Source organism: Corticibacter populi (assembly GCF_004217315.1).
GTDB lineage: Bacteria > Pseudomonadota > Gammaproteobacteria > Burkholderiales > Burkholderiaceae_C > Lampropedia > Lampropedia populi.
Genome location: NZ_SGWR01000002.1, coordinates 412,604 through 431,689 on the forward strand (window position 1 = coordinate 412,604; position 19,086 = coordinate 431,689).

The 19,086-nt window shown below is 67.0% G+C and carries 16 protein-coding genes; 5 read left to right on the forward strand and 11 right to left on the reverse strand.

Annotation, left to right across the window (positions count from 1 at the left end; translation table 11 throughout):
* The first annotated feature begins 3 nt into the window (after positions 1 to 3).
* Genes tssI through EV687_RS08065 form a run of 3 tightly spaced genes read left to right on the forward strand, consistent with a single transcriptional unit; the run spans position 4 to position 5,476 of the window.
* Positions 4 to 2,349: a type VI secretion system tip protein TssI/VgrG gene (gene tssI / locus EV687_RS08055; RefSeq protein ID WP_122231056.1), complete on the forward strand. Its 2,346-nt coding sequence runs from the start codon at positions 4 to 6 to the stop codon at positions 2,347 to 2,349.
* 1 nt (position 2,350) lies between these two features.
* Positions 2,351 to 2,986: a peptidoglycan-binding domain-containing protein gene (locus EV687_RS08060; RefSeq protein WP_162846655.1), complete on the forward strand. Its 636-nt coding sequence runs from the start codon at positions 2,351 to 2,353 to the stop codon at positions 2,984 to 2,986.
* Between the two features lie 24 nt (positions 2,987 to 3,010).
* Positions 3,011 to 5,476, forward strand: coding sequence for a hypothetical protein (locus tag EV687_RS08065; protein ID WP_122231061.1), 2,466 nt, complete (start codon positions 3,011 to 3,013; stop codon positions 5,474 to 5,476).
* Between the two features lie 282 nt (positions 5,477 to 5,758).
* On the opposite strand, the gene EV687_RS08070 is transcribed toward EV687_RS08065, so the two are convergent.
* From EV687_RS08070 to EV687_RS08105, 8 genes are all read right to left on the reverse strand, one after another.
* Positions 5,759 to 6,679, reverse strand: a complete 921-nt coding sequence (locus tag EV687_RS08070) for an SDR family oxidoreductase (protein WP_122231063.1) — start codon at positions 6,677 to 6,679, stop codon at positions 5,759 to 5,761.
* A 138-nt stretch (positions 6,680 to 6,817) separates the two neighbouring features.
* Positions 6,818 to 7,837 (reverse strand): NADP-dependent oxidoreductase, encoded by a 1,020-nt coding sequence (locus tag EV687_RS08075; RefSeq protein WP_122231065.1) that lies wholly within the window; start codon positions 7,835 to 7,837, stop codon positions 6,818 to 6,820.
* Positions 7,838 to 7,905: 68 nt separating this feature from the next.
* Positions 7,906 to 8,331, reverse strand: a complete 426-nt coding sequence (locus EV687_RS08080) for a PaaI family thioesterase (RefSeq protein WP_122231067.1) — start codon at positions 8,329 to 8,331, stop codon at positions 7,906 to 7,908.
* Between the two features lie 26 nt (positions 8,332 to 8,357).
* Positions 8,358 to 9,152 (reverse strand): SDR family oxidoreductase, encoded by a 795-nt coding sequence (locus EV687_RS08085; protein WP_122231069.1) that lies wholly within the window; start codon positions 9,150 to 9,152, stop codon positions 8,358 to 8,360.
* Positions 9,153 to 9,258: 106 nt separating this feature from the next.
* On the reverse strand, positions 9,259 to 9,579 hold the full coding sequence (locus EV687_RS08090) for a Dabb family protein (protein ID WP_122231071.1): 321 nt from the start codon (positions 9,577 to 9,579) through the stop codon (positions 9,259 to 9,261).
* Between the two features lie 3 nt (positions 9,580 to 9,582).
* Positions 9,583 to 11,427 (reverse strand): acyl-CoA dehydrogenase, encoded by a 1,845-nt coding sequence (locus tag EV687_RS08095; RefSeq protein WP_122231073.1) that lies wholly within the window; start codon positions 11,425 to 11,427, stop codon positions 9,583 to 9,585.
* Positions 11,428 to 11,664: 237 nt separating this feature from the next.
* Positions 11,665 to 11,850, reverse strand: coding sequence for a DUF1328 domain-containing protein (locus tag EV687_RS08100; RefSeq protein ID WP_122231075.1), 186 nt, complete (start codon positions 11,848 to 11,850; stop codon positions 11,665 to 11,667).
* Positions 11,851 to 12,018: 168 nt separating this feature from the next.
* A complete protein-coding gene (locus EV687_RS08105; protein ID WP_122231077.1) occupies positions 12,019 to 12,525 on the reverse strand; it encodes a MarR family winged helix-turn-helix transcriptional regulator in 507 nt (168 codons plus the stop codon).
* A gap of 187 nt (positions 12,526 to 12,712) precedes the next feature.
* Between EV687_RS08105 and EV687_RS08110 the strand changes: the two genes are divergently transcribed.
* On the forward strand, positions 12,713 to 13,894 hold the full coding sequence (locus tag EV687_RS08110; RefSeq protein WP_207226413.1) for an MFS transporter: 1,182 nt from the start codon (positions 12,713 to 12,715) through the stop codon (positions 13,892 to 13,894).
* 194 nt (positions 13,895 to 14,088) lie between these two features.
* Here EV687_RS08110 and groL read toward each other — a convergent pair whose 3' ends face one another.
* The 3 genes from groL to EV687_RS08125 form a co-directional block, all read right to left on the reverse strand.
* Entirely contained in the window at positions 14,089 to 15,726 is a 1,638-nt protein-coding gene (groL, locus tag EV687_RS08115; RefSeq protein ID WP_122231079.1) for a chaperonin GroEL, read from the reverse strand.
* Between the two features lie 112 nt (positions 15,727 to 15,838).
* Positions 15,839 to 16,129: a co-chaperone GroES gene (locus EV687_RS08120; protein WP_122231081.1), complete on the reverse strand. Its 291-nt coding sequence runs from the start codon at positions 16,127 to 16,129 to the stop codon at positions 15,839 to 15,841.
* A 301-nt stretch (positions 16,130 to 16,430) separates the two neighbouring features.
* Positions 16,431 to 18,470 (reverse strand): lytic transglycosylase domain-containing protein, encoded by a 2,040-nt coding sequence (locus EV687_RS08125; protein ID WP_122231083.1) that lies wholly within the window; start codon positions 18,468 to 18,470, stop codon positions 16,431 to 16,433.
* Positions 18,471 to 18,486: 16 nt separating this feature from the next.
* Between EV687_RS08125 and EV687_RS08130 the strand changes: the two genes are divergently transcribed.
* A complete protein-coding gene (locus EV687_RS08130) occupies positions 18,487 to 19,059 on the forward strand; it encodes a 5-formyltetrahydrofolate cyclo-ligase (protein WP_122231085.1) in 573 nt (190 codons plus the stop codon).
* Positions 19,060 to 19,086: the final 27 nt, after the last annotated feature.

Genomic DNA, 19,086 nt, shown 5'->3' on the forward strand with positions numbered 1-19,086 from the left:
ACCATGGCCCAGACCACCGACGCACGCCTCTTCAGCCTGCGCACCGCGCTGGCGGACGATACCCTGCTGGTCGCGCGCTTCCGCGGCGAGGAGGCGCTCTCGCGCCTCTACCGCTTCGAGCTGGAACTGGCCTCCGACCGCCCCGACATTGACGCGCTGGAGCTGATCGGCAAACCCGCGCACTTGCTCTGTGAGCGCGACGGCACGCACGAAGACGGCCTGGAGGACCGCGTATGGAGCGGCTTCGTCTGCGCCTTCAGCCGCACCGGCCAGACCAGCCTGCAGCACGAAAGCGAGAACACGCAGACCTTCTACCGCATGGAAATCGTGCCCTGGCTCTGGTTCATGCAGCACCACGAGGATTCACGCATCTTCCAGAACCTCGCCGTGCCCGACATCGTCGAGAAGCTGTTCGAGGAGTTCGGCTACGCCGACTACGAGCTCAAGCTCAACGCCAGCTATGCGCCGCTGGTGCACTGCACGCAGTACCGGGAAAGCGTGTTCCAGTTCATCAGCCGGCTGCTGGAGCAGGCAGGCATCCACTGGTTCTTCCGCCACGACGAGCAGGGCGTGATGCTGGTGTTGACCGACCACGCCGGCAGCCACCCGCCCCTTGGGGCCGAGGACGATGCGCTGCGCTTTCACGAACAAGACATGAGCGCCGGCATCGACACCGTCACCGGCCTGGCGCGCGCGCAGGAACTGCGCACCGGCCGCATCGCGCTCAACGACTACAACTTCGAGCGTCCCGGCATCGACCTGCAGGTCGGTCTCGACTCGGTGGTGCATGCCGGCGACAACGCCGACTACGAACGCTACATCCACCCCGGCGGCTACGAGGACCGCGACGGCGGCGACCAGATCGCCCGCCTGTTGATAGAGGCCGAGGAAGCCCGCCACGAGACCCTGCACGGCCAAAGCCATGCGCGGCGCATGGGCGCGGGCCTGACCTTCACGCTGGAAGACCATCCGCAGGATGCGCTCAACCAGCGCTACCTCATCACCGGCGTCACGCACGAGGGCAGCAACAACCTCGGCGGCGCAGCCGGCGGCGAGGCAGGTGACTACCGCAACGACTTTGCCGTGCTGCCGCTGCGCGTGCCCTACCGGGCGCCGCTGGCCACGCCACGCCCGCGCATCGCCGGCCCCCAGACCGCCGTGGTCGCCGGCCCCGATGGCGAGGAGATCTACACCGACCCCTACGGCCGCGTCAAGCTGCACTTCTTCTGGGACCGCCGCAGCCGCCGCAACGACAAAAGCTCCTGCTGGGTGCGCGTGGCACAAATGTGGGCAGGCCGCCAATGGGGCGCGATGTGCATCCCGCGCATCGGCCAGGAAGTCGTGGTCGAATTCCTCGAAGGCGACCCGGATCGCCCGCTGGTGACCGGCACGCTCTACAACGGCGATAACCTGCCGCCCTACGCGCTGCCGGGCCACGCCACCGTCACCACGCTCAAGAGCCAGTCCAGCAAGGGCGGCAAGGGCTTCAACGAGTTGCGCTTCGAGGACAAGGCCGATGCGGAACAAGTCTTCCTGCATGCGCAGAAGGATCTGGACCTGCGCGTCCTCAACGATGCCCGCAGCTGGGTCGGGCAGGACGCGCACCGCATCGTGCAGCGCGACGCGGTCAGCGAAATCCATCGTGACCAGTCCGGCTACATCAAGCGCGACCGGATCACCGAGGTCGGCCGCGACGATGCGCTCACCGTCCACGGCAAACAGGCGATTGCCGTCGGCGGCTCGCGCTCGCTGAAGGTCGATGGCGCCGTCGGCGACGCCTTTGCCTCGCACAGCGAGAGCGTGCAAAGCGACTACTACCTCAACGCCGGCACCAATGTCGTCATCGAGGCGGGCGCGATGATCACGCTGAAGGTGGCCGGCAGCTCCATCACGCTCTCGGCCGCGGGCGTGACCATCGACGGACCGCTGGTGGGCATCAACAGCGGCGGCGCCCCCGGCGCAGGCATGGCCGCCTCGCTGGTGCCGCCCGCCGGAGTGCTCACCGCGTCCGTGGCCGATCTGGCCGAGCCGGGCCAGATCGGCCGCGACCCCGGCGCCGCCCACTCGCCACTGGCGCGCATGCGCGGCGCCAGGCCGCCCGAGCGCGCCACCAGCCACGACCCTGGCAGCGCGGCCAACAAGGACAAGCCGCACACCATCGAAATCCTGCTCAACGATGAAAAAGGCGACCCGGTGGCTGGCGAGCCGGTGCGCATCGAACTGCCCGACGGCTCCATCAGCAACGGCAGCACCGACGAGCAGGGCCTGCTCAAGGTGACCGGCATCGATGCAGGCAACTGCACCATCCGTTTCCCCAACCTCGACGACAACGCCTGGGAGGAAGCCTGACATGCGCGAGGACACCGGCCGCAACCACACCATCGCCAGCGGCGACAGCATCACCGCCATCGCGCGCGAGAACGGCTACCTCTGGAGCACGCTCTGGGACCACCCGCGCAACGCCGCGCTGCGGCAGAAACGCCAGAACCCCAACCAGCTCGTTGCCGGCGATGCGCTCTACCTGCCGGCCAAGGGCGGCAAATCGGTCAGCAAGCCCGTTGATGCGCGGCATGCCTTCAAGCTGCGCGGCGAGCCGACGCGCTTGCAGCTGCAGCTCAAATGCCTGGGCGAGCCGCGCGCCAACGAGGCTTACACCATCAGCTGGGGCGACCAGGTGGTGCATGGCAGCACCGACGGCCAGGGGCGCATCGACGAGACGCTGGCAGCCCAGGTGCGCAGCGTCACGCTGCAACTCGACGGCGGCGCCGAAAGCTACACCCTGGCCGTCGGCGAGCTCGAGCCCGTCAGCGAACTGCGCGGCCTGCAGCAACGTCTGACCAACCTCGGCCACGGCCGGTGCGGCAGTGGCGAACTGGACGATGCCACCCGAGCCGCCCTGCTGTCCTTCCAGCGCGCCGAAGCGCTGCAGGAAACCGGCGAACCCGATGCCGCCACCCGCGCCCTGCTGGAACAACGACATGGCTGAGCGCCCGCACGCAGGAGAGACGACATGAGCATCCTCGGCGAGGCCGGCAGCGCCGCGCAGACCCTCACGGAGAAAGCCACCGGGAACCCGCTGGGCAAGGCCCTTGACGCGCTGGCCGGCGGCCTGGCCGGTAGCGGTGGCAGCGCCGCCGCCGGCACGCCGCGCTTCGTGCAGGCCGGGCCCGTGGGGCAGGCCCAGCGTGTCAGCGCCTTCGCGCTGCAATCCATCACCAAGGGCATGCCGCCCCCCAAGACCGACCTGACCCTGCAGATCGACCGCCAGCTCCAGTTCCTGCACCTCTGCCATGCCCACCGCGCCGAGCCCGGGGACTTCCCCGGCGGTGCCACCGCACAGGGCACGGCCATGCGCGACGCGCTGGTGCGCGAGGCCGTGCTGCTGCATTCCTTCGTGCGCGGCACGCAAAATGTGCTCGCCAAGGTCAAGGCCAGCAAGGGCGCCGCCGGCGCGATGCTCGACACCGCCGCTGCGCTGGCCGGCGGCAGCACGCAGGCAGCGCCCGGGCCCGAAGCGTTCGATGCCCTGCTGGCGAGCATCCGCGCCGCCATCGATCCGGTCAACCAGGCCGGCTTCGGCTATCCGGCCATTCACGCCGCCGGCGAGGCACTGGGGCAGACCGCCGACGCCTATCATGCGCAGTGCAAGCCTGCGCTCCAGGCCGGCCAGGGCGGCGGGGCGGGTCTGCCCTCCATCCCCGGCCTCAGCAACGCCCTTGGCAAGGCCGGCGTGCCCAAAGTCATCGAGAAAGTGCCGCAGTGGCTGTTCAAGGTGCAGGACGCCTACCTGGCCCTTCATGCCGCCACGCGCGAGGCCTATGAGTGGCCGCTGATGAAAATCAGCCATGACTACTCGCTGCAGGCCATCCGCGGACGCTGGCAGCCCAGTTACGACATCTGGCGTCTACGCAACCACGAGGCCACCGAGGCGGCCGTGCAGGACGACCCCAGCCTGGCCGAGAACCTGCTGGGCAACGGCATCGGCATGCTCGAGGACAAGCCCATCAACAACCGGTATGGCTTCAGCGACATTCCCGGCCAGGGCCGCGACGCCAATGGCGACCCTGAGGACGGCAGCGTCATCGCATCACTGCAGAAGGCCCAGGGCGCCATTGCCGACAAGCGCCATGACGCGCAGGACAAAATGGCCGATCTCGTCGGCCTGCTGGCCACCGCCAGGGATGCCCAGGCCGACATGCCGCCCGAAGCCGTCGCCGCGCTGGCCCGCGCCTGCGCGCTGCTGCGCGGCGCGGGCCAGCAGGGCGATGCCAAATCCGCCGGCCTGCCGCCATTGGGCGAGGTGATCGCCAGCGCGCTGGGCCAGTCGCTGTGCAGCGGCAACTTGCCGGATTTCATGCGATGGTGGTGCGGCAGAATGGGCGGCATCACCACCGACCTGCTCGAAGGCGTGCTGCAGGCCGTGCATGGCAGCGCCAGCGGGCCGCATCCGGTGGTGGTGCTGACAGCCGTACACCACACCCTGGCCGACCAGCTGGTGGGCCTGCTGTTCGAGCTGGTGACGGGCCGCAAGCCGGGCGAGAACGACATGGGCGCCCAGCAGCAGGATGCCCGCTCGGCGGTGGACGACCTCGGCCAGCTCGATGTCGACGCGGCCTTCCGCAAGGCCCGCACGCTGGTGCCCGACAAGGACCAGGCGAGCAACCGGGCCGCCGACCTGCTCGGCCAGTTCCTGGCTGGCCAGGGCCGGCATCTTGACGGCATCGTCTTCTTCGTCGCCAGCGAGTTGCACGAGGAACTGCTCGACGCCTGGATGGAAACCCGTGGCAAGAACGCCATGAGCATGGAAGCCTATCTGGGCCGCCTGCCCATGCTGGCCGCCACGCTCGCGCGCAACCTGATCTTTCCGGTGTTCAACCTGCTGCTCAAGGCCTTCGGCCTGGGCGACAAGCTCGCCGGCGCGGTGTGGGACCCCGTCAGCCAAGGCATCGGCCGCGTCGCCGACGCGGTCCAGACCGCCAAACAGACCAAGGATGACATCAACCAGGCCGGCAAGGACATCCGGGGCGCGAGTGAGCGTGTCGACGAGCAATTGTTCGGCGACGATGAAAACAGCACCATGAACCGGCTGGACGGCCACCGCAAGAACCTCAGCAGTGTCGACCAAACCGATGCCGCCGAGGGCTTCGACAGCAAGGACAAGCAGCTCGGCGACCTGGTGACGGACCTCAAGAACACCCCCGACGATGTGGCCCGCGCCGCCAAGGGCGAGCCCGATGCGCCGGCCGCTGGCGCTGGCGCTGGCGCCGGCTCCGGGCCAGCCGGCAAGGCCAACGGACCGCTGTCGGCGATGCGCGAGTCGGCCGCGCAGGCGCAGCCCGTCACCAAGGCGCAACTGGACGGGGTCCGCACGCTCGCGGCAATGGCCGAGGCGGATTTTCTCCGGCTGCGCAAAGCGACCACACCGGCCCAGCCGCCACCGCCTGGATCACCCGCACCAGATCTGCCGGGCTTCTGAGAACCTGTTCAAAGTCTTGGCATGAGAGCCGTTGTGGTTGAAAGGTTGTGGCTGCAAGGCGCAAAACGCAGCCGGGCTGGTGGCCCGGCGAGGCTTTGCAACGCCGCAGACGCAGCATTTCAGCCGCACCCCACAGGGCATGGCGTTGCCATGCGGATCCATGCAGAGACTTTGAACAGGTTCTAAGAGCGTATTCAAAGTCTCGGCGCGCTTGCCGTTGTGCGTGAAAGCTCGTAAACAGGTACTCAGAAGCCGCAACAAGGCCTGCCGCGCGTTCAGCGTTCAGCCTCCGGCCCGCAACTGCGCCCGCAGCTGCTCGCCCAGTTCCGGCTTGTGCGCGAACGGGTCGGTCGGGTTGCGCGCCTGCACCACGTCTTCCAGACGGGTCTGCACCGCGCCCAGCGCCTGCGGGTGGCTGTAGATGTAGAACTGGTCGGCCTCGAGTGCATCGAAGACCTTTTGAGCAACCTCTGCCGCACTGACCTTGCCCGACTGGATCGCCTTGCGCGCCATGGCTTCGCCGATCAGCTGGCTTTGCGTCGGCTGGTGGGAGGCCAGCGCATCGGGGCGGTTGCGCTCGCTCTGGCCGATGCCGGTGGGCACGAAATACGGGCACAGCACGCTGGCGCCGATCTGCCCGGTCACCAGCCGCAGGTCCTGATAGAGCGTCTCGGTCAGCGCCACCACGGCGTGCTTGCTGACGTTGTAGATGCCCATGTTGGGCGGGGTCAGCAGGCCGGCCATGCTGGCGGTGTTGACGATGTGCCCGCGCCAGGCCGGGTCGGCCCGGGCGGCGGCGAGCATCATCGGCGTGAAGAAGTGCACGCCATGCACCACCCCCATCAGGTTCACGCCCAGCACCCAATGCCACTCCTGCAGGCTGTTCTCCCACACCAGGCCGCCGGCGGACACGCCGGCGTTGTTGAACACGAAATGCGGCGCGCCGAACTGCAGTTGCACCGCCTCGGCCAGATCCCGCATGGCAGCGGCATCCGACACGTCCACCCGGCGCGCCAGCAGCTGCGCGCCGGCCGCCTGCAGCTGCGGCTGCAGTTCGGCCACGGCCTGGTCCAGCGCATCCTGCTGCACGTCCACCAGCACCAGGTTCATGCCGCGCGCGGCGCCAATGCGCGCGCATTCCAGCCCGAAGCCCGAGCCGGCGCCGGTGAGCACCGCCGTGCGGCCCTGAAATTGCTTGATCATCTGTTTGTCTCCTTGTGGTTTTTGTTGTGCCTGTGCCTCCGGCGCCGCCCGGCCGACTGGATATCGGCAGCGTCAGTGGCGGCATCAGAACCTGTTCACGGTCTTTCCGTGGTCCACCGAAAGACCGTGAACAGGTTCTCAGATCAGCTTCACGAGCTGCTTGCCGAAGTTGCGGCCCTTGAGCATGCCGAGGAAGGCCTGCGGCGCCGCTTCGATGCCCTCGGCGACGGATTCGCGCGGGCGCAGTTTGCCGGTAGCAACCAGTTCGCCCAGTTCCTTCAGGGCCGGTGGCCAGACGTCCATGTGCTCGCTGACGATGAAGCCCTCGATGCGCATGCGGTTGATGAGGATCAGCGCCGGATTGGCCATCGGCAGCGGCTGGCCGTCGTAGCCGGCGATCAGACCGCACACCGCGATGCGCGAGAAGGCATTGGCGCGCAGCATGACGGCATCGAGGATCCAGCCGCCGACGTTCTCGAAGTGGCCGTCGATGCCGTCGGGGCAGGCGTCCTTGAGGGCCTTGGCGAGGGAGCGCACGTCGCCATCGTGGGCCTTGTAGTCGATGCACACGTCAAAGCCCAGCTCCTGCTCGGCATAGCGGCATTTCTCCGGCCCGCCGGCAATGCCGACGACACGGCAGCCGCGCGCCTTGGCCAGCGCCGCGTAGGCGCTGCCGACAGCGCCCGAAGCGGCGGTGACGGTGACGGTCTGGCCGGGCTTGGGGTCGATGATCCTGACCAGGCCGTAATACGCCGTCACGCCCGGCATGCCGACCGCGCCCAGGTAGGCCGAAAGCGGCACGCGGCGGGTATCGACCTTGCGCAGCACACCGGGCTGGCCGGCATCGACCACGCTGTATTCCTGCCAGCCGCCCATGCCGACCACGGCATCGCCCGGCGCATAGTCCGGGTGGCGACTCTCGGCGACCTCGCCAACGGTGCCGCCGATCATCACCTCGCCGAGCGGCTGCGAGGCCGCATAGCTCTTGGAGTCGTTCATGCGCCCGCGCATGTAGGGGTCGAGGCTGAGATAGTGGTGGCGCACCAGCACCTGGCCATCGGCCAGTGGCGGGGTTTCGGTGGCCACCAGCTTGAAGTTGGCGGCGGATGCTTCGCCCTGCGGGCGGTTGTCGAGCAGGATCTGGCGGTTGCTGGGCATGGAGTCTCCTTCGGTGATGGTGGTGGTGATGCGATGCGTGGTGGGTGAGGCCGGACCGGCCCCGTCGATCAGGCGGCGATGCCGCTGCCGGTGCCAAGCTCGGCCGGCGCCGGCCGCGGGCGCAGCGTGAAGGTGCCGGTGGCGTGGGCGCAGACCTGGTCGTCCCCGTTCAGCACGGAGGCCTCCAGAAACACCAGCGAGCGCGTGCGGTGCAACACCTGGCCCCGCGCGCTGAGCACGCCGATGGCCGGACGCATGAACGAGGTCTTCATCTCGATGGTGATGCCGCCGATGCCCGGCTGCGCCGGGTCCATCGCGGCGACCGCCATGGCCACGTCCAGCAGCGTCATCACCGCTCCGCCGTGCGCCATGCCGTAGGAGTTGCCATGCTCGGGCCGCGGCGCGAAGCGCAGCAGCGACCGCCCATCGCCGAATTCGACAATTTCAAGGCCCAGGTGCTTGACGAACGGAATCTCGAAACCGGCTTGCGACATGGCTGCTCCCGTGGTGGTGCGCCAGCTCAGGCGCCGCCGACGGCAGAGACGCCGCCATCGACGGCCAGCCATTGGCCGGTGATGTGCTTGCCGGCATCCGAGGCATAGAGCAGCGTGATGCCCTTGAGGTCCTCGTCGTCGCCCAGGCGGGCCAGCGGCGCATGACCCGCCACCGCGTCGGCGCCGCCCATGGCCTGCAGCGTGCCGGCCGTCATCTTGCTGGGGAAGAAGCCCGGGCAGATGGCGTTGACGCGGATGTTGTAGCGGCCCCATTCGGCCGCCAGCGCGCGGGTGAAGTTGAGGACGGCCCCCTTGGAGGTGTTGTAGGCAATCGTCGTCATGCCCGACGGGTTGCCGCCCAGCCCGGCGATCGACGCGATGTTGATGATGCTGCCGCGGCGGCGCTCGATCATGCCCTGCCTGGCCACCAGCTGGCTGAGCAGGAAATAGCCGCGCACGTTGAGGTTCATGACCTTGTCCCAGGCTTCGAGCGGGTGGTCCTCGGCCGGCGCGCCCCAGGTGGCGCCAGCGTTGTTGACCAGCACGTCGATGGCACCGAACTGCGCATGCGCATGCCCGGCCAGGCGGGCCAGATCCTCCGGATTGGCGGCATCGGCGGCCAGCCAACTCGCATCGATGCCGGCGGCCTGCAGCTCGGCGGCGGCCTGCTCCAGGTCGTGCGCCTTGCGCGAGCTGATCAGCACCCGCGCGCCGGCCTCGCCCAGCGCATGGGCCATTTGCAGCCCGAGGCCGCGCGAGCCGCCAGTGACGACGGCGGTCTTGCCGGAGAGATCGAACAATTGCTGGACGGTGCGGGTCATGGTGTGTCTCCTGATGGTTCTTGGTCGTTGAGGGTCTTGATGATGGTCATGCACGCGGCGGCGGCGACGGCCGCGGCGCGCCATGCCGCGGGGCGCGCAGGTCAATTCATGACTCGTAATCCATGCACTGGCGCGCCTCGCGCACCGCGCCGATGAAGCCCTTGATGGCAACATGCTCGGGATGGTCCTGGTAGGCGTCGAGCGCGGCGCGGTCGGCGAACTCGCTCAGCAGGATCACGTCATAGGTGGCCTCCAGCCCCTTGGCGGCGGCGTCGGCAGCCGTGGCCACCTCGAAGCGCAGCGTGCCGGGCACCAGGTCGGCGCAGGCCAGCAGCTTCTCCTTCATGCGCTGGATGTTGGTGGCCTTGTCGGCGCCTTCGGCCTGTTCGTGCAGCTTCCAGATGACGATGTGCTTGATGGTACTCATGGTTCAAAATCCTTCTTCGATGAGGTCGACACAAGTGGTGTCGCCCGTTTGTACCACTTGCAGCCAGGCACCGATCTTTGGCAGCTCGTAATGAAAGAAAAACCGCGCGGCGGCCAGCCGGCCCTGTGCGCGGACATCGCGGGCATCGCCCTCCTGCTCCAGCGTGGCGCAGGCCACGTCCAGCCAGATCCAGGCCAGCACCACGTGACCGAAGGCCTGCATGTAAGGCACGGCATTGGCCAGCGTGCGGTTCGCGTCGCCCGTCACACCGGCCCAATGCCAGGCCTGCTCGGTAGCCTGCAGCACCGCGTCCCAGGCCTGCCGCAACTGCTGCCCGTAGCCGGCCAGCGGCGCATGCGCGCCGGCCCGTTCCGCAGTGGCCTGTATGCGCGCGGTCAGCAGCTGCAGGCCCCGGCCACCGGCCATGCGCACCTTGCGGCCCAGCAGATCGTTGGCCTGGATGCCGTGGGTGCCCTCGTGGATCATGTTCAGGCGGTTGTCGCGCCAGTATTGCTCGACCGGGAAATCGCGCGTATAGCCGTAGCCGCCATGGACCTGGATGGCCAGCGAATTGGCCTCCAGGCACCACTCGCTCGGCCAGCTCTTGGCGATCGGCGTGAGCAGCTCCAGCAGCAGCCCGGCCTCGGCCGCAGCAGCCGCTTCGCCGCTGTGCTGCTCGTCCACCAGCCGCGCCGCATAGAGGTTGAGCGCCAGCGCGCCTTCCGCATAGGCTTTCTGCGCCAGCAGCATGCGCCGCACGTCGGCATGGCCGATGATGGGCACCTGTGGCGCCGCGGCATTCTTGCCGGCCTCGCCCAGCAGGCGCCCCTGCGGGCGGTTCTTCGCATACTCCAGGCTGGCCTCGTAGCCGGCAAAACCCAGCATGGTCGCGGCCATGCCGATGGCGATGCGCGCCTCGTTCATCATGTGGAACATGTAGCGCAGGCCTTCGCCCGCGTTGCCGACGCGATAGCCGATGGCGCCAGCCGCACCGCGCACGGGGTAGCGGCCCTCGCCGAAGTTGAGCAGCGTGTTGGTGGTACCGCGCCAGCCCAGCTTGTGGTTCAGGCCGGCAAGCGCCACGTCGTTGCGCTCGCCGGTGAGCTGGCCATCCACATCCACCAGCTTCTTGGGCACGATGAAGAGCGAAATGCCCTTGACGCCAGGCACCAGCCTGCCGTTCGCGTCCGGGATCTTGGCCAGCACCAGATGCACGATGTTCTCGGAGAGCTCATGATCGCCCGAGGATATCCACATCTTGTTGCCGGTCAGCCGGTAGCGTGGGCCGAGCGGGTCCGACTCGTAGTCGGCACCATCGGGCACGGCGCGGGTGGCCACGTCGCTCAGCGAGGAGCCGGCCTGCGGTTCCGATAGGCACATGGTGCCAGTGAATCGGCCATCGAACTCGTTGCGCGCAAACACCTGTTTCTGCAACGCCGAACCATGCGCCATCAGCAGGTTGGCATTGCCGCTGGTGAGCATGTTCGAGCCGATGCTGATCGAGGCCTTGGCAAAGAAGGTGTTGGCAGCCGACTCGACAACGAACGGCAATTGCATGCCGCCGATATCGTAGTCCTGCGCGGCGCTGAGCATGCCCGACTCGGCATAGGCACGGCGCGCCTCGCAGGTGGCTTGCGGCAGGATCACCTTCTCGCCATCGAAGCGCGGCTCCTCGGTGTCGACCAGCCGGTTGAAAGGTGCGAACTTGTCGGCAGCGATGCGCGCGCAGGTCTCGAACACCGCGTCGAAAGTCTCGCGCGAATGCTCGGCATAGCGCGGGCGCTGGTTCAGGCGCTCGGCATCCAGCCATTGGTAGAGCAGGAAATCCAGGGTGGCGCGCAGGCTCATGGAACGACCTCATGTCAACAGATTGGCGGCCATGCTACTGCGCGCCGCCTCCATTGCCAGTCACCTGTGCAACGCACCGCGGGCCTTGCCCTTGCTCCAACCCCCGTCGCTGCCTCTGCGGCCATGAAAAAGGGGGGCCCTAGGCCCCCCTTTGCCGATAGACCTGCCGGCCGGCTTGAAGACCGCCCGGCACACATTCCGGTACCGGCTGCGGACCAAACGGCTGGCTGGCGCTGGCTACTTCATGATGCTGTTGACCGCGCCCACCCCCAGCAGCGCCAGCACGACGAAGATGGCGGCGATGACCAGGAACAGCACGAAGAGAAACTTGGCGATGCCGGCGGCACCCGCGGCAATCCCGGTAAAGCCGAAGGCACCGGCGATCAGCGCGACAACGGCAAAGATGATGGCCCATTTGAGCATGGCTGAACTCCTTTTCTGAACGGGGGAAGGAAAAGATGGCCTGCCGCATTGCAGCCCATCAGCTGGGCTCCAGCATAGGGCGACACGGGGGGCCGGTGCGTCATCGTCCCGATGCACGCACTGTAGGCCGAAGCTGACAGCACGGCGCGCCAGCGCCAGCTCAACGAATCAAAGCCCGTCCGGCTTCTGCATCAATCCACCGATCAACTTGGACAGCAGCGCATCCAGTTGTACTTGCTCCTGCGCGCTCAACGACGCCAGGGCCTGCTGCTCGTTGGCGACGTGCAGCGGCAACATCTGCTCAATCAAGGCCAGTCCAGCAGGCGTGAGCCGAACCTGAATGCTGCGCCGGTCGGCGGGCGAAGGCTGGCGCTCGATCAACCCATTGGATTCGAGCCGATCGATGCGGCTGGTCATGGCCCCGGAAGACAGCATCAGGCCTTCATACAGCTCGGTGGGTGTGAGCATGTAAGGCTTGCCAGCGCGCCGCAGCGTGGCAATGACGTCGAACTCGCCCTTCTGCAACTTGAATCGCGCCGCAAAAGGGGCCAGCCATTCACGCTCCATGAGCTGCGCGGCCTCCAGCAGCCGTCCTGCCGTGGCCATGACCTTGGCGTCGATGCCTGGCCATTCCCGGCGCCACTCCTCCTGCATCCGTTGTGCGCGATCTGTCATGCGTCGTTCGATAGCTGGGTTGTTCAGTATTGAATTGTTTGATAGCAAGCATGGTAAGCCAAGGCCAGACCTCCCAGCCGGTTCTCCCAGCCGCTTTCACGGCAACGGACCGATGCCTCGTGCGGCGCATGCGGCCATCATAGTATTTTGATATAAAGATACTTTTTATAAAGACAAATAAATACCCATGCAGCGTTCATCGCTTCTGCTCGCCATCCTCGCCGTGCTCGGCTTGGCGCTCAACCTGCGCCCGGCCCTGGCGGTCATCGGCCCGCTGCTGGACATGATCGAGGCCGCCACAGGCCTCAGCCACACCCAGGCGAGTCTGCTGACCACCTTGCCGGTTTTCGTCATGGGCCTGTGCGCGCTGGGGGGCATGCGCATCACCCATTGGCTGGGCGAGCGCAATGGCGTCAGCCTCGGGATCGCGCTGATCGCCATGGCCTGCGCCGCGCGGTACGACGCAGACGGTGGCCTGCAGTTGCTGACCACTGCCATCCTGGCCGGCATCGGCATTGCGCTGGTGCAAACCTTGCTGCCGGCGTTCATCCAGCGCCGTTTCGTGGCCAACGCCGCCAAGGTCTTCGGGCTCTACACCACCGGCATCATGGCTGGGTCGGCCATCGCCGCCACTTCGGCAGCCGGGTTGGCACAGTGGTGGGGGTGGCCCGCAGCCCTGGCCATCTGGGCGCTGCCGGCGGTGCTGGCACTCGCCTTGTGGCGCCTGGCCACACCGCCGCTGGTGCAGCATGGCGCGGCGGCCGCCTCTGCTCCTGCCATTCCACAAGCGGCGTTCTGGCGCAATCTGCGTGCCTGGGAGTTGATGGTGTTCTTCGGCATCGGCACCGGCGCCTACACGCTGGTGCTGGCCTGGCTGCCGCCGTTCTATACCAGCCTGGGCTGGACGCCCGCCGCCGCAGGCCTGATGCTCGGTGGCCTGACGGTGATCGAGGTGGTTGCCGGCCTGGTGGTCTCGGCCACCATCGGACGCTTCATCGACCGGCGTGGCCCCCTGCTGCTGGTGCTCGCGATGCTGATGGCCGGATTGATGTGCCTGATCATCGCGCCACTGTCGCTGGCCCTGCCCGCATGCCTGTTGCTCGGAGCGGGCATTGGCGCGCTGTTTCCGCTGTCCCTGATCGTGGCGCTGGACCACGTCAAGGAGCCGGCCCGCGTGGGCCGCCTCGCGGCCTTCGTGCAGGGCGGCGGCTACATCATCGCCAGCGGCATGCCGCTACTGGCCGGCCTGCTGCGCGACCGCTTCGCCGACCTTTCCCATGCCTGGGTCGCCATGCTCGTGGGGACACTTTTTCTGCTGGCACTGTGCTGGCGCTTCTCGCCGGCCTCGTATGTGCGAATCGATGCATGAGGGCAGGCGTCGCAGGATGCACCGGGGGATGTTCACCTGACCGGAAGGCATGCCCGGCCGCGCCATGCAAAACGGCCTCGCTGGTGTGCGAGGCCGTTTCGTAGCATTTCGAGCGGTCGGTGGACGACCGCCAATGACTGTCGTCGGCCCTTGCGGCACCGACTGGCCGGGCAGATTGCCCGGCCCAGGTTTCATCAGAAGCCGCCCATGCCGCCCATGTCGGGCATGGCAGGCGCTGCCGGAGCGTCTTCCTTCGGCGCCTCGGCGATCACGGCTTCGGTCGTCAGCAGCAGCGAAGCCACCGATGCGGCGTTCTGCAGAGCCGTGCGGGTCACCTTCGTCGGGTCCAGGATGCCCAGCTCGATCAGGTCGCCGTAGCTGTCGTTGGCCGCGTTGAAGCCGAAGTTGCCTTCGCCTTCGAGCACCTTGTTGACCACCACGGAAGGCTCGCCACCGGCGTTGGCGACGATCTCGCGCAGCGGTGCTTCAATGGCCTTGAGGATCAGCTTGATGCCGGCTTCCTGCTCGGCATTGTCACCCTTGATCTTGCCGAGCACGGCAGCCTTGGCGCGCAGCAGGGCCACGCCACCACCGGCAACGATGCCTTCTTCCACTGCAGCGCGGGTGGCGTGCAGGGCGTCTTCGACGCGGGCCTTCTTTTCCTTCATTTCGACTTCGGTGGCAGCGCCAACCTTGATCACGGCCACGCCACCGGCCAGCTTGGCCACGCGTTCCTGCAGCTTTTCACGGTCGTAGTCGCTGGTGGCTTCCTCGATCTGGATGCGGATCTGCTTGACGCGCGCCTCGATGTCCTCGGCCTTGCCGGCACCGTCGATGATGGTGGTGTTTTCCTTACCGATCTCGATGGTCTTGGCTTGGCCCAGGTCAGCCAGCGTCACCTTCTCCAGCGACAGGCCGACTTCCTCGGCGATCACCTTGCCGCCGGTCAGGATGGCGATGTCTTCCAGGATGGCCTTGCGGCGGTCGCCAAAGCCGGGGGCCTTGACAGCCACGACCTTCAGGATGCCGCGGATGGTGTTGACCACCAGCGTCGCCAGGGCTTCGCCCTCGACGTCCTCGGCGATGATCAGCAGCGGACGGCTGGCCTTGGCCACGGCTTCCAGCGTGGGCAGCAGGTCACGGATGTTGCTGATCTTCTTGTCGAACAGCAGCACGAACGGGTTGTCCAGCACGGCAACTTGCTTGTCCGGGTTGTTGATGAAGTAGGGCGAGAGGTAGCCGCGGTCGAACTGCATGCCTTCGACGACATCCAGTTCGTTTTCCAGGCTCTTGCCTTCCTCGACAGTGATCACGCCTTCCTTGCCGACCTTGTCCATGGCTTCGGCAATGATCTGGCCGACGTTCTCGTCGCTGTTGGCGGAGATCGAGCCGACCTGGGCGATTTCCTTGGAAGTGGTGATGGTCTTCGACTGGGCCTTCAGTTGCTCGACCAGCGCCACGACGGCCTTGTCGATGCCGCGCTTGACCTCGATCGGGCTGTGGCCGGCGGCCACGAACTTCAGGCCTTCGCGCACGATGGACTGGGCCAGCACGGTGGCGGTGGTGGTGCCGTCACCGGCGATGTCGTTGGTCTTGGAAGCGACTTCCTTGACCAGCTGCGCACCGATGTTCTGCAGCTTGTCCTTGAGTTCGATTTCCTTGGCGACGGAGACACCGTCCTTGGTCACCGTGGGGGCGCCGAACGAGCGCTCGAGCACCACGTTGCGGCCCTTGGGGCCCAAGGTCACCTTGACCGCGTTGGCCAGGATGTTCACACCTTCGACGATGCGCGTGCGTGCATCGGTACCGAAAACTACGTCTTTTGCTGCCATTTTGAATAGCTCCGAAATTGTTGAAACAGGGAATGCGCGCGGCTCCAGGGCCGTGAATCAGCCCGCCAGGCGGACTGCTGCGCGCAGGAATAACCGGGTGACGATGCGATGCTTACTTCTCGACGATCGCGAAGATGTCGTCTTCCTTGAGGACCAGCACTTCCTGGCCATCAACCTTGACGCCCTGGCCGCTGTACTTGCCGAACAGCACGCGGTCGCCGACCTTCACGTCGGGGACGATGTGCGCACCCTTGTCATCACGCTTGCCGGGGCCGACAGCCAGCACTTCGCCCTGGTCGGGCTTTTCAGCGGCGTTGTCGGGGATCACGATGCCAGAGGCGGTGGTGGTTTCATTTTCCAGACGCTTGACGATCACGCGATCGTGCAGAGGACGCAATGCCATTTTTCTCTCCTGAGAATCAAGTAGGTTGACAATGTTGGGTGGCCCTTGACGGGCCTTGCATTGGCAGATGGCCGCCAGCCAGCCGGGGCTTCCAGACTGTTAGCACTCACCTGCAACGAGTGCTAATGATACGGATGAATTTGACGGTTTCAAGACCACTGGCGTGAAAATCTGCAATTTTTTGAATCATGCCCGCTGGCAGCGATGCCACAGAGGCGCAGGACAGCAATCGGCCTTTGGATGCACGGCACCCGACTTGCGTGGACCGTTCCGCAAGTGTCCTGGCGCGCGTCCCCGGGAGTCAGGGCAGGTCCGCGACCGCCACCGGATCGGCCGCGCTGCGCGGGCCGATGGTGCTGCCCAGGCGGGCCTGCAGCGACTGAGGCTGCCCGCTCAGGATCGCGCCATACACGGTGGCATTGGCCAGCACCTTCTGCACATAGTCACGTGTTTCGTTGAACGGGATGTTCTCGGCCCAGATCGCGGCATCGAGCGTCGGGCCGTTGCGCCAGTTGCGCGGCCGGCCCGGTCCGGCGTTGTAGGCGGCGGCGGCCAGCGGCATGGAGCCGGCAAACTCGTCGAGAGCCAGTTTCAGGTAGGCGGTGCCGATGGCGATGTTGGTCTGCTTGTCGTTGATGTCGCCCGGCTTGAAGTCGGTCAGGCCGATCTTGCCGGCCGTCCAGCGCGCGGTGGCGGGCATGATCTGCATCAGGCCGGAGGCGCCCACCGATGAGCGCGCGTCCATGATGAAGCGGCTCTCCTGACGGATCAGCCCATACACGTAGGCCGGGTCCAGCGCGATTTCCTCGCTGCGCTGCACCACCGCCTCGCGGAACGGCATGGGGTAGCGCTGCGCAAAACTCGTGACGCTGCGGGTGCGCTCGCTGGTGTTGATGCAGCGGTCCCACACTTCATGCTGGCAGGCCAGATCGGCTGCGGCCAGCAGTTCGCGGTCGGACATGCCGCCCGCCTCATGCAGGTTGGTCGCGTAGTTCCACTCGCGCACGCCTTCGCTGCGCAGCCCCGCCTGGATGGCGTAGATGCCGCGCAGCAGCGCCGGGTTGGTGCGCGCGCGGGCTTTTTCATCTTCGCTGAGCGGATCGGGTTCGGGCAAGACCGCGACCTTGCCCCCCAGCCAGTGATAGGCCATTTGCTCGTAGAAGCCGGTCAGGCCGGCAATGCCCTGCAGCATGCGCTCGGCCGTGGCGTGGCCCGCCGCATCCTGCCCGGCCAGCAGGGCGCGGGCACGCCAGTACACCCAGGCGCTCTCGCGTTGGCCCTCGGGGCTCATCGCATCGATGGCCTTGCCAACGGCGGTCCAGTTGCCAGCGCGCAATGCGGTGCGCACCTTCCATTGCAGTTGCTCGTCGAGCAGGTTGCCGTCGTCGCCTACCTTGGCGAAATAGCCCGCCGCACTGGGCGAGAGACGAATGCCGGCCCAGCGGCCGATGGCACCCCACACCCAGTCGCGCTCGGCGGGCGTGAGCTTGGCGCTCCAGCGAGCTTCCATCCGGGCTGCGGCATCGGCAAAGTCATTGCTGGCCAGCCGCGCCAGCGCCAGCGGCACCAGCGCACGCCGCGCCGGATCGGTTTCCGTGGCCTTGTTGTTCAGGAAGGCGGAGGATTTGTCCATGGCGTTGGCGACGTGCGCCAGCGATTGCGGCGCCACGATCTGCACGGCCGAACGCACCACCGCCGGGCGGTTGTTGTGCGCGCCGATGCGCGCGCGCTGCCAGATCTGGTCGGCCTTGATGCGGCCATCGGCATAAAGCTCGGAGACGGCGTGGGTGCAACCGTCGTCGGCATTGCGCTGCCCCCACCAGAGCGACAACAAATGCTCCGGCAGGTCGGGCAGCGACTGCCCCTGGATGTCGTCGATCAGCAGGCTGTAGCACTGCACCTGGGCATCGTCCTGCATGCGAAAGCCCTGGTGGTAATGCGCAAACTCCGACCACGCGCGGCGCTGCCCCAGCAGCAGCAGCCAGTCGTTGCGCAAACGGTCTTCATAATAGGTGCCGCGCCAACGCGCCAAAAACGCATCGACTTCCGGCCGCTGCGCCTCGCGCAGGCGCGCCGTCAGCTCCCAGTAGGCAGCCCAGCCTTCCAGCGGGTGCCCCTGCACGGCGGGCAGCAGGCGGCTGAGCCTGGTGGTGTCCTTCGCGGTGAAGGCAGCGCGCATCTCCAGCAAGGCGGCATCACCGGCGGCCTGGGCCGCCTGCGCAGCCGGACTGGTCGCGGCTGGCGACAGGGCCGCCACCTGCAAGGCCGGCTGGGCCTGCAGGGCCGGTGCGGCAAGGCATGAAAGAGCGCAAAGTGGTGTCAGAATTGTGGCGAGTCGCATAACGGGGGATTATGGAATGGACAAGGCAAGCCTGCGTAAATATCTGGTGGAGCGTCGGGTCAATATGGACGGCCGCGCCGAGAAGAACGCCCAGCTCCAGCAGGTCATGCGGTTCTGGCTGGTCGAGCGCACCGACCGGGTGATCGGCGCCTACTGGCCCATCAAGGGCGAGTTCGACCCGCTGCCCGCGCTGCACCGCTGGAAGGAAGATGGCGAGCTGCTCGAAGAGCCGGCGATGCGCCGCATCGGCCTGCCGGTGGTGGACAAGATCACCAAGACGCTGCGCTTTCATGCCTGGTACCCCGGCTGCCCAATGGAGGAAGATGCCTACGGCATCCCCAAGCCCAAGGACACCGAGATCCTCGAACCCACCTTGCTGTTCATCCCCTGCGTGGGCTATGGCGCGGGCGGCTACCGGCTGGGCTATGGCGGCGGCTTCTACGACCGCACGCTGGCAGAGCTGACGCCCCGCCCTTTCACGGTCGGGCTGGGCTACACGGACGGCTTCGTCGACGACTTCCAGCCCCAGCCGCACGACATCCCGCTCGACACCATCCTGAACGACAACGGCATCGTCTGGCCGGTTTGATCCTCCGCCTCACCGGCCCCTGCCAAG

Excerpts from the sequence above, each read along its gene's own strand:
- tssI (WP_122231056.1), top strand. The coding sequence starts at position 4 with ATGGCCCAGACCACCGACGCACGCCTCTTCAGCCTGCGCACCGCGCTG.
- EV687_RS08060 (WP_162846655.1), top strand. The coding sequence starts at position 2,351 with ATGCGCGAGGACACCGGCCGCAACCACACCATCGCCAGCGGCGACAGC.
- EV687_RS08065 (WP_122231061.1), top strand. The coding sequence starts at position 3,011 with ATGAGCATCCTCGGCGAGGCCGGCAGCGCCGCGCAGACCCTCACGGAG.
- EV687_RS08070 (WP_122231063.1), bottom strand. The coding sequence starts at position 6,679 with ATGATCAAGCAATTTCAGGGCCGCACGGCGGTGCTCACCGGCGCCGGC.
- EV687_RS08075 (WP_122231065.1), bottom strand. The coding sequence starts at position 7,837 with ATGCCCAGCAACCGCCAGATCCTGCTCGACAACCGCCCGCAGGGCGAA.
- EV687_RS08080 (WP_122231067.1), bottom strand. The coding sequence starts at position 8,331 with ATGTCGCAAGCCGGTTTCGAGATTCCGTTCGTCAAGCACCTGGGCCTT.
- EV687_RS08085 (WP_122231069.1), bottom strand. The coding sequence starts at position 9,152 with ATGACCCGCACCGTCCAGCAATTGTTCGATCTCTCCGGCAAGACCGCC.
- EV687_RS08090 (WP_122231071.1), bottom strand. The coding sequence starts at position 9,579 with ATGAGTACCATCAAGCACATCGTCATCTGGAAGCTGCACGAACAGGCC.
- EV687_RS08095 (WP_122231073.1), bottom strand. The coding sequence starts at position 11,427 with ATGAGCCTGCGCGCCACCCTGGATTTCCTGCTCTACCAATGGCTGGAT.
- EV687_RS08100 (WP_122231075.1), bottom strand. The coding sequence starts at position 11,850 with ATGCTCAAATGGGCCATCATCTTTGCCGTTGTCGCGCTGATCGCCGGT.
- EV687_RS08105 (WP_122231077.1), bottom strand. The coding sequence starts at position 12,525 with ATGACAGATCGCGCACAACGGATGCAGGAGGAGTGGCGCCGGGAATGG.
- EV687_RS08110 (WP_207226413.1), top strand. The coding sequence starts at position 12,713 with ATGCAGCGTTCATCGCTTCTGCTCGCCATCCTCGCCGTGCTCGGCTTG.
- groL (WP_122231079.1), bottom strand. The coding sequence starts at position 15,726 with ATGGCAGCAAAAGACGTAGTTTTCGGTACCGATGCACGCACGCGCATC.
- EV687_RS08120 (WP_122231081.1), bottom strand. The coding sequence starts at position 16,129 with ATGGCATTGCGTCCTCTGCACGATCGCGTGATCGTCAAGCGTCTGGAA.
- EV687_RS08125 (WP_122231083.1), bottom strand. The coding sequence starts at position 18,470 with ATGCGACTCGCCACAATTCTGACACCACTTTGCGCTCTTTCATGCCTT.
- EV687_RS08130 (WP_122231085.1), top strand. The coding sequence starts at position 18,487 with ATGGACAAGGCAAGCCTGCGTAAATATCTGGTGGAGCGTCGGGTCAAT.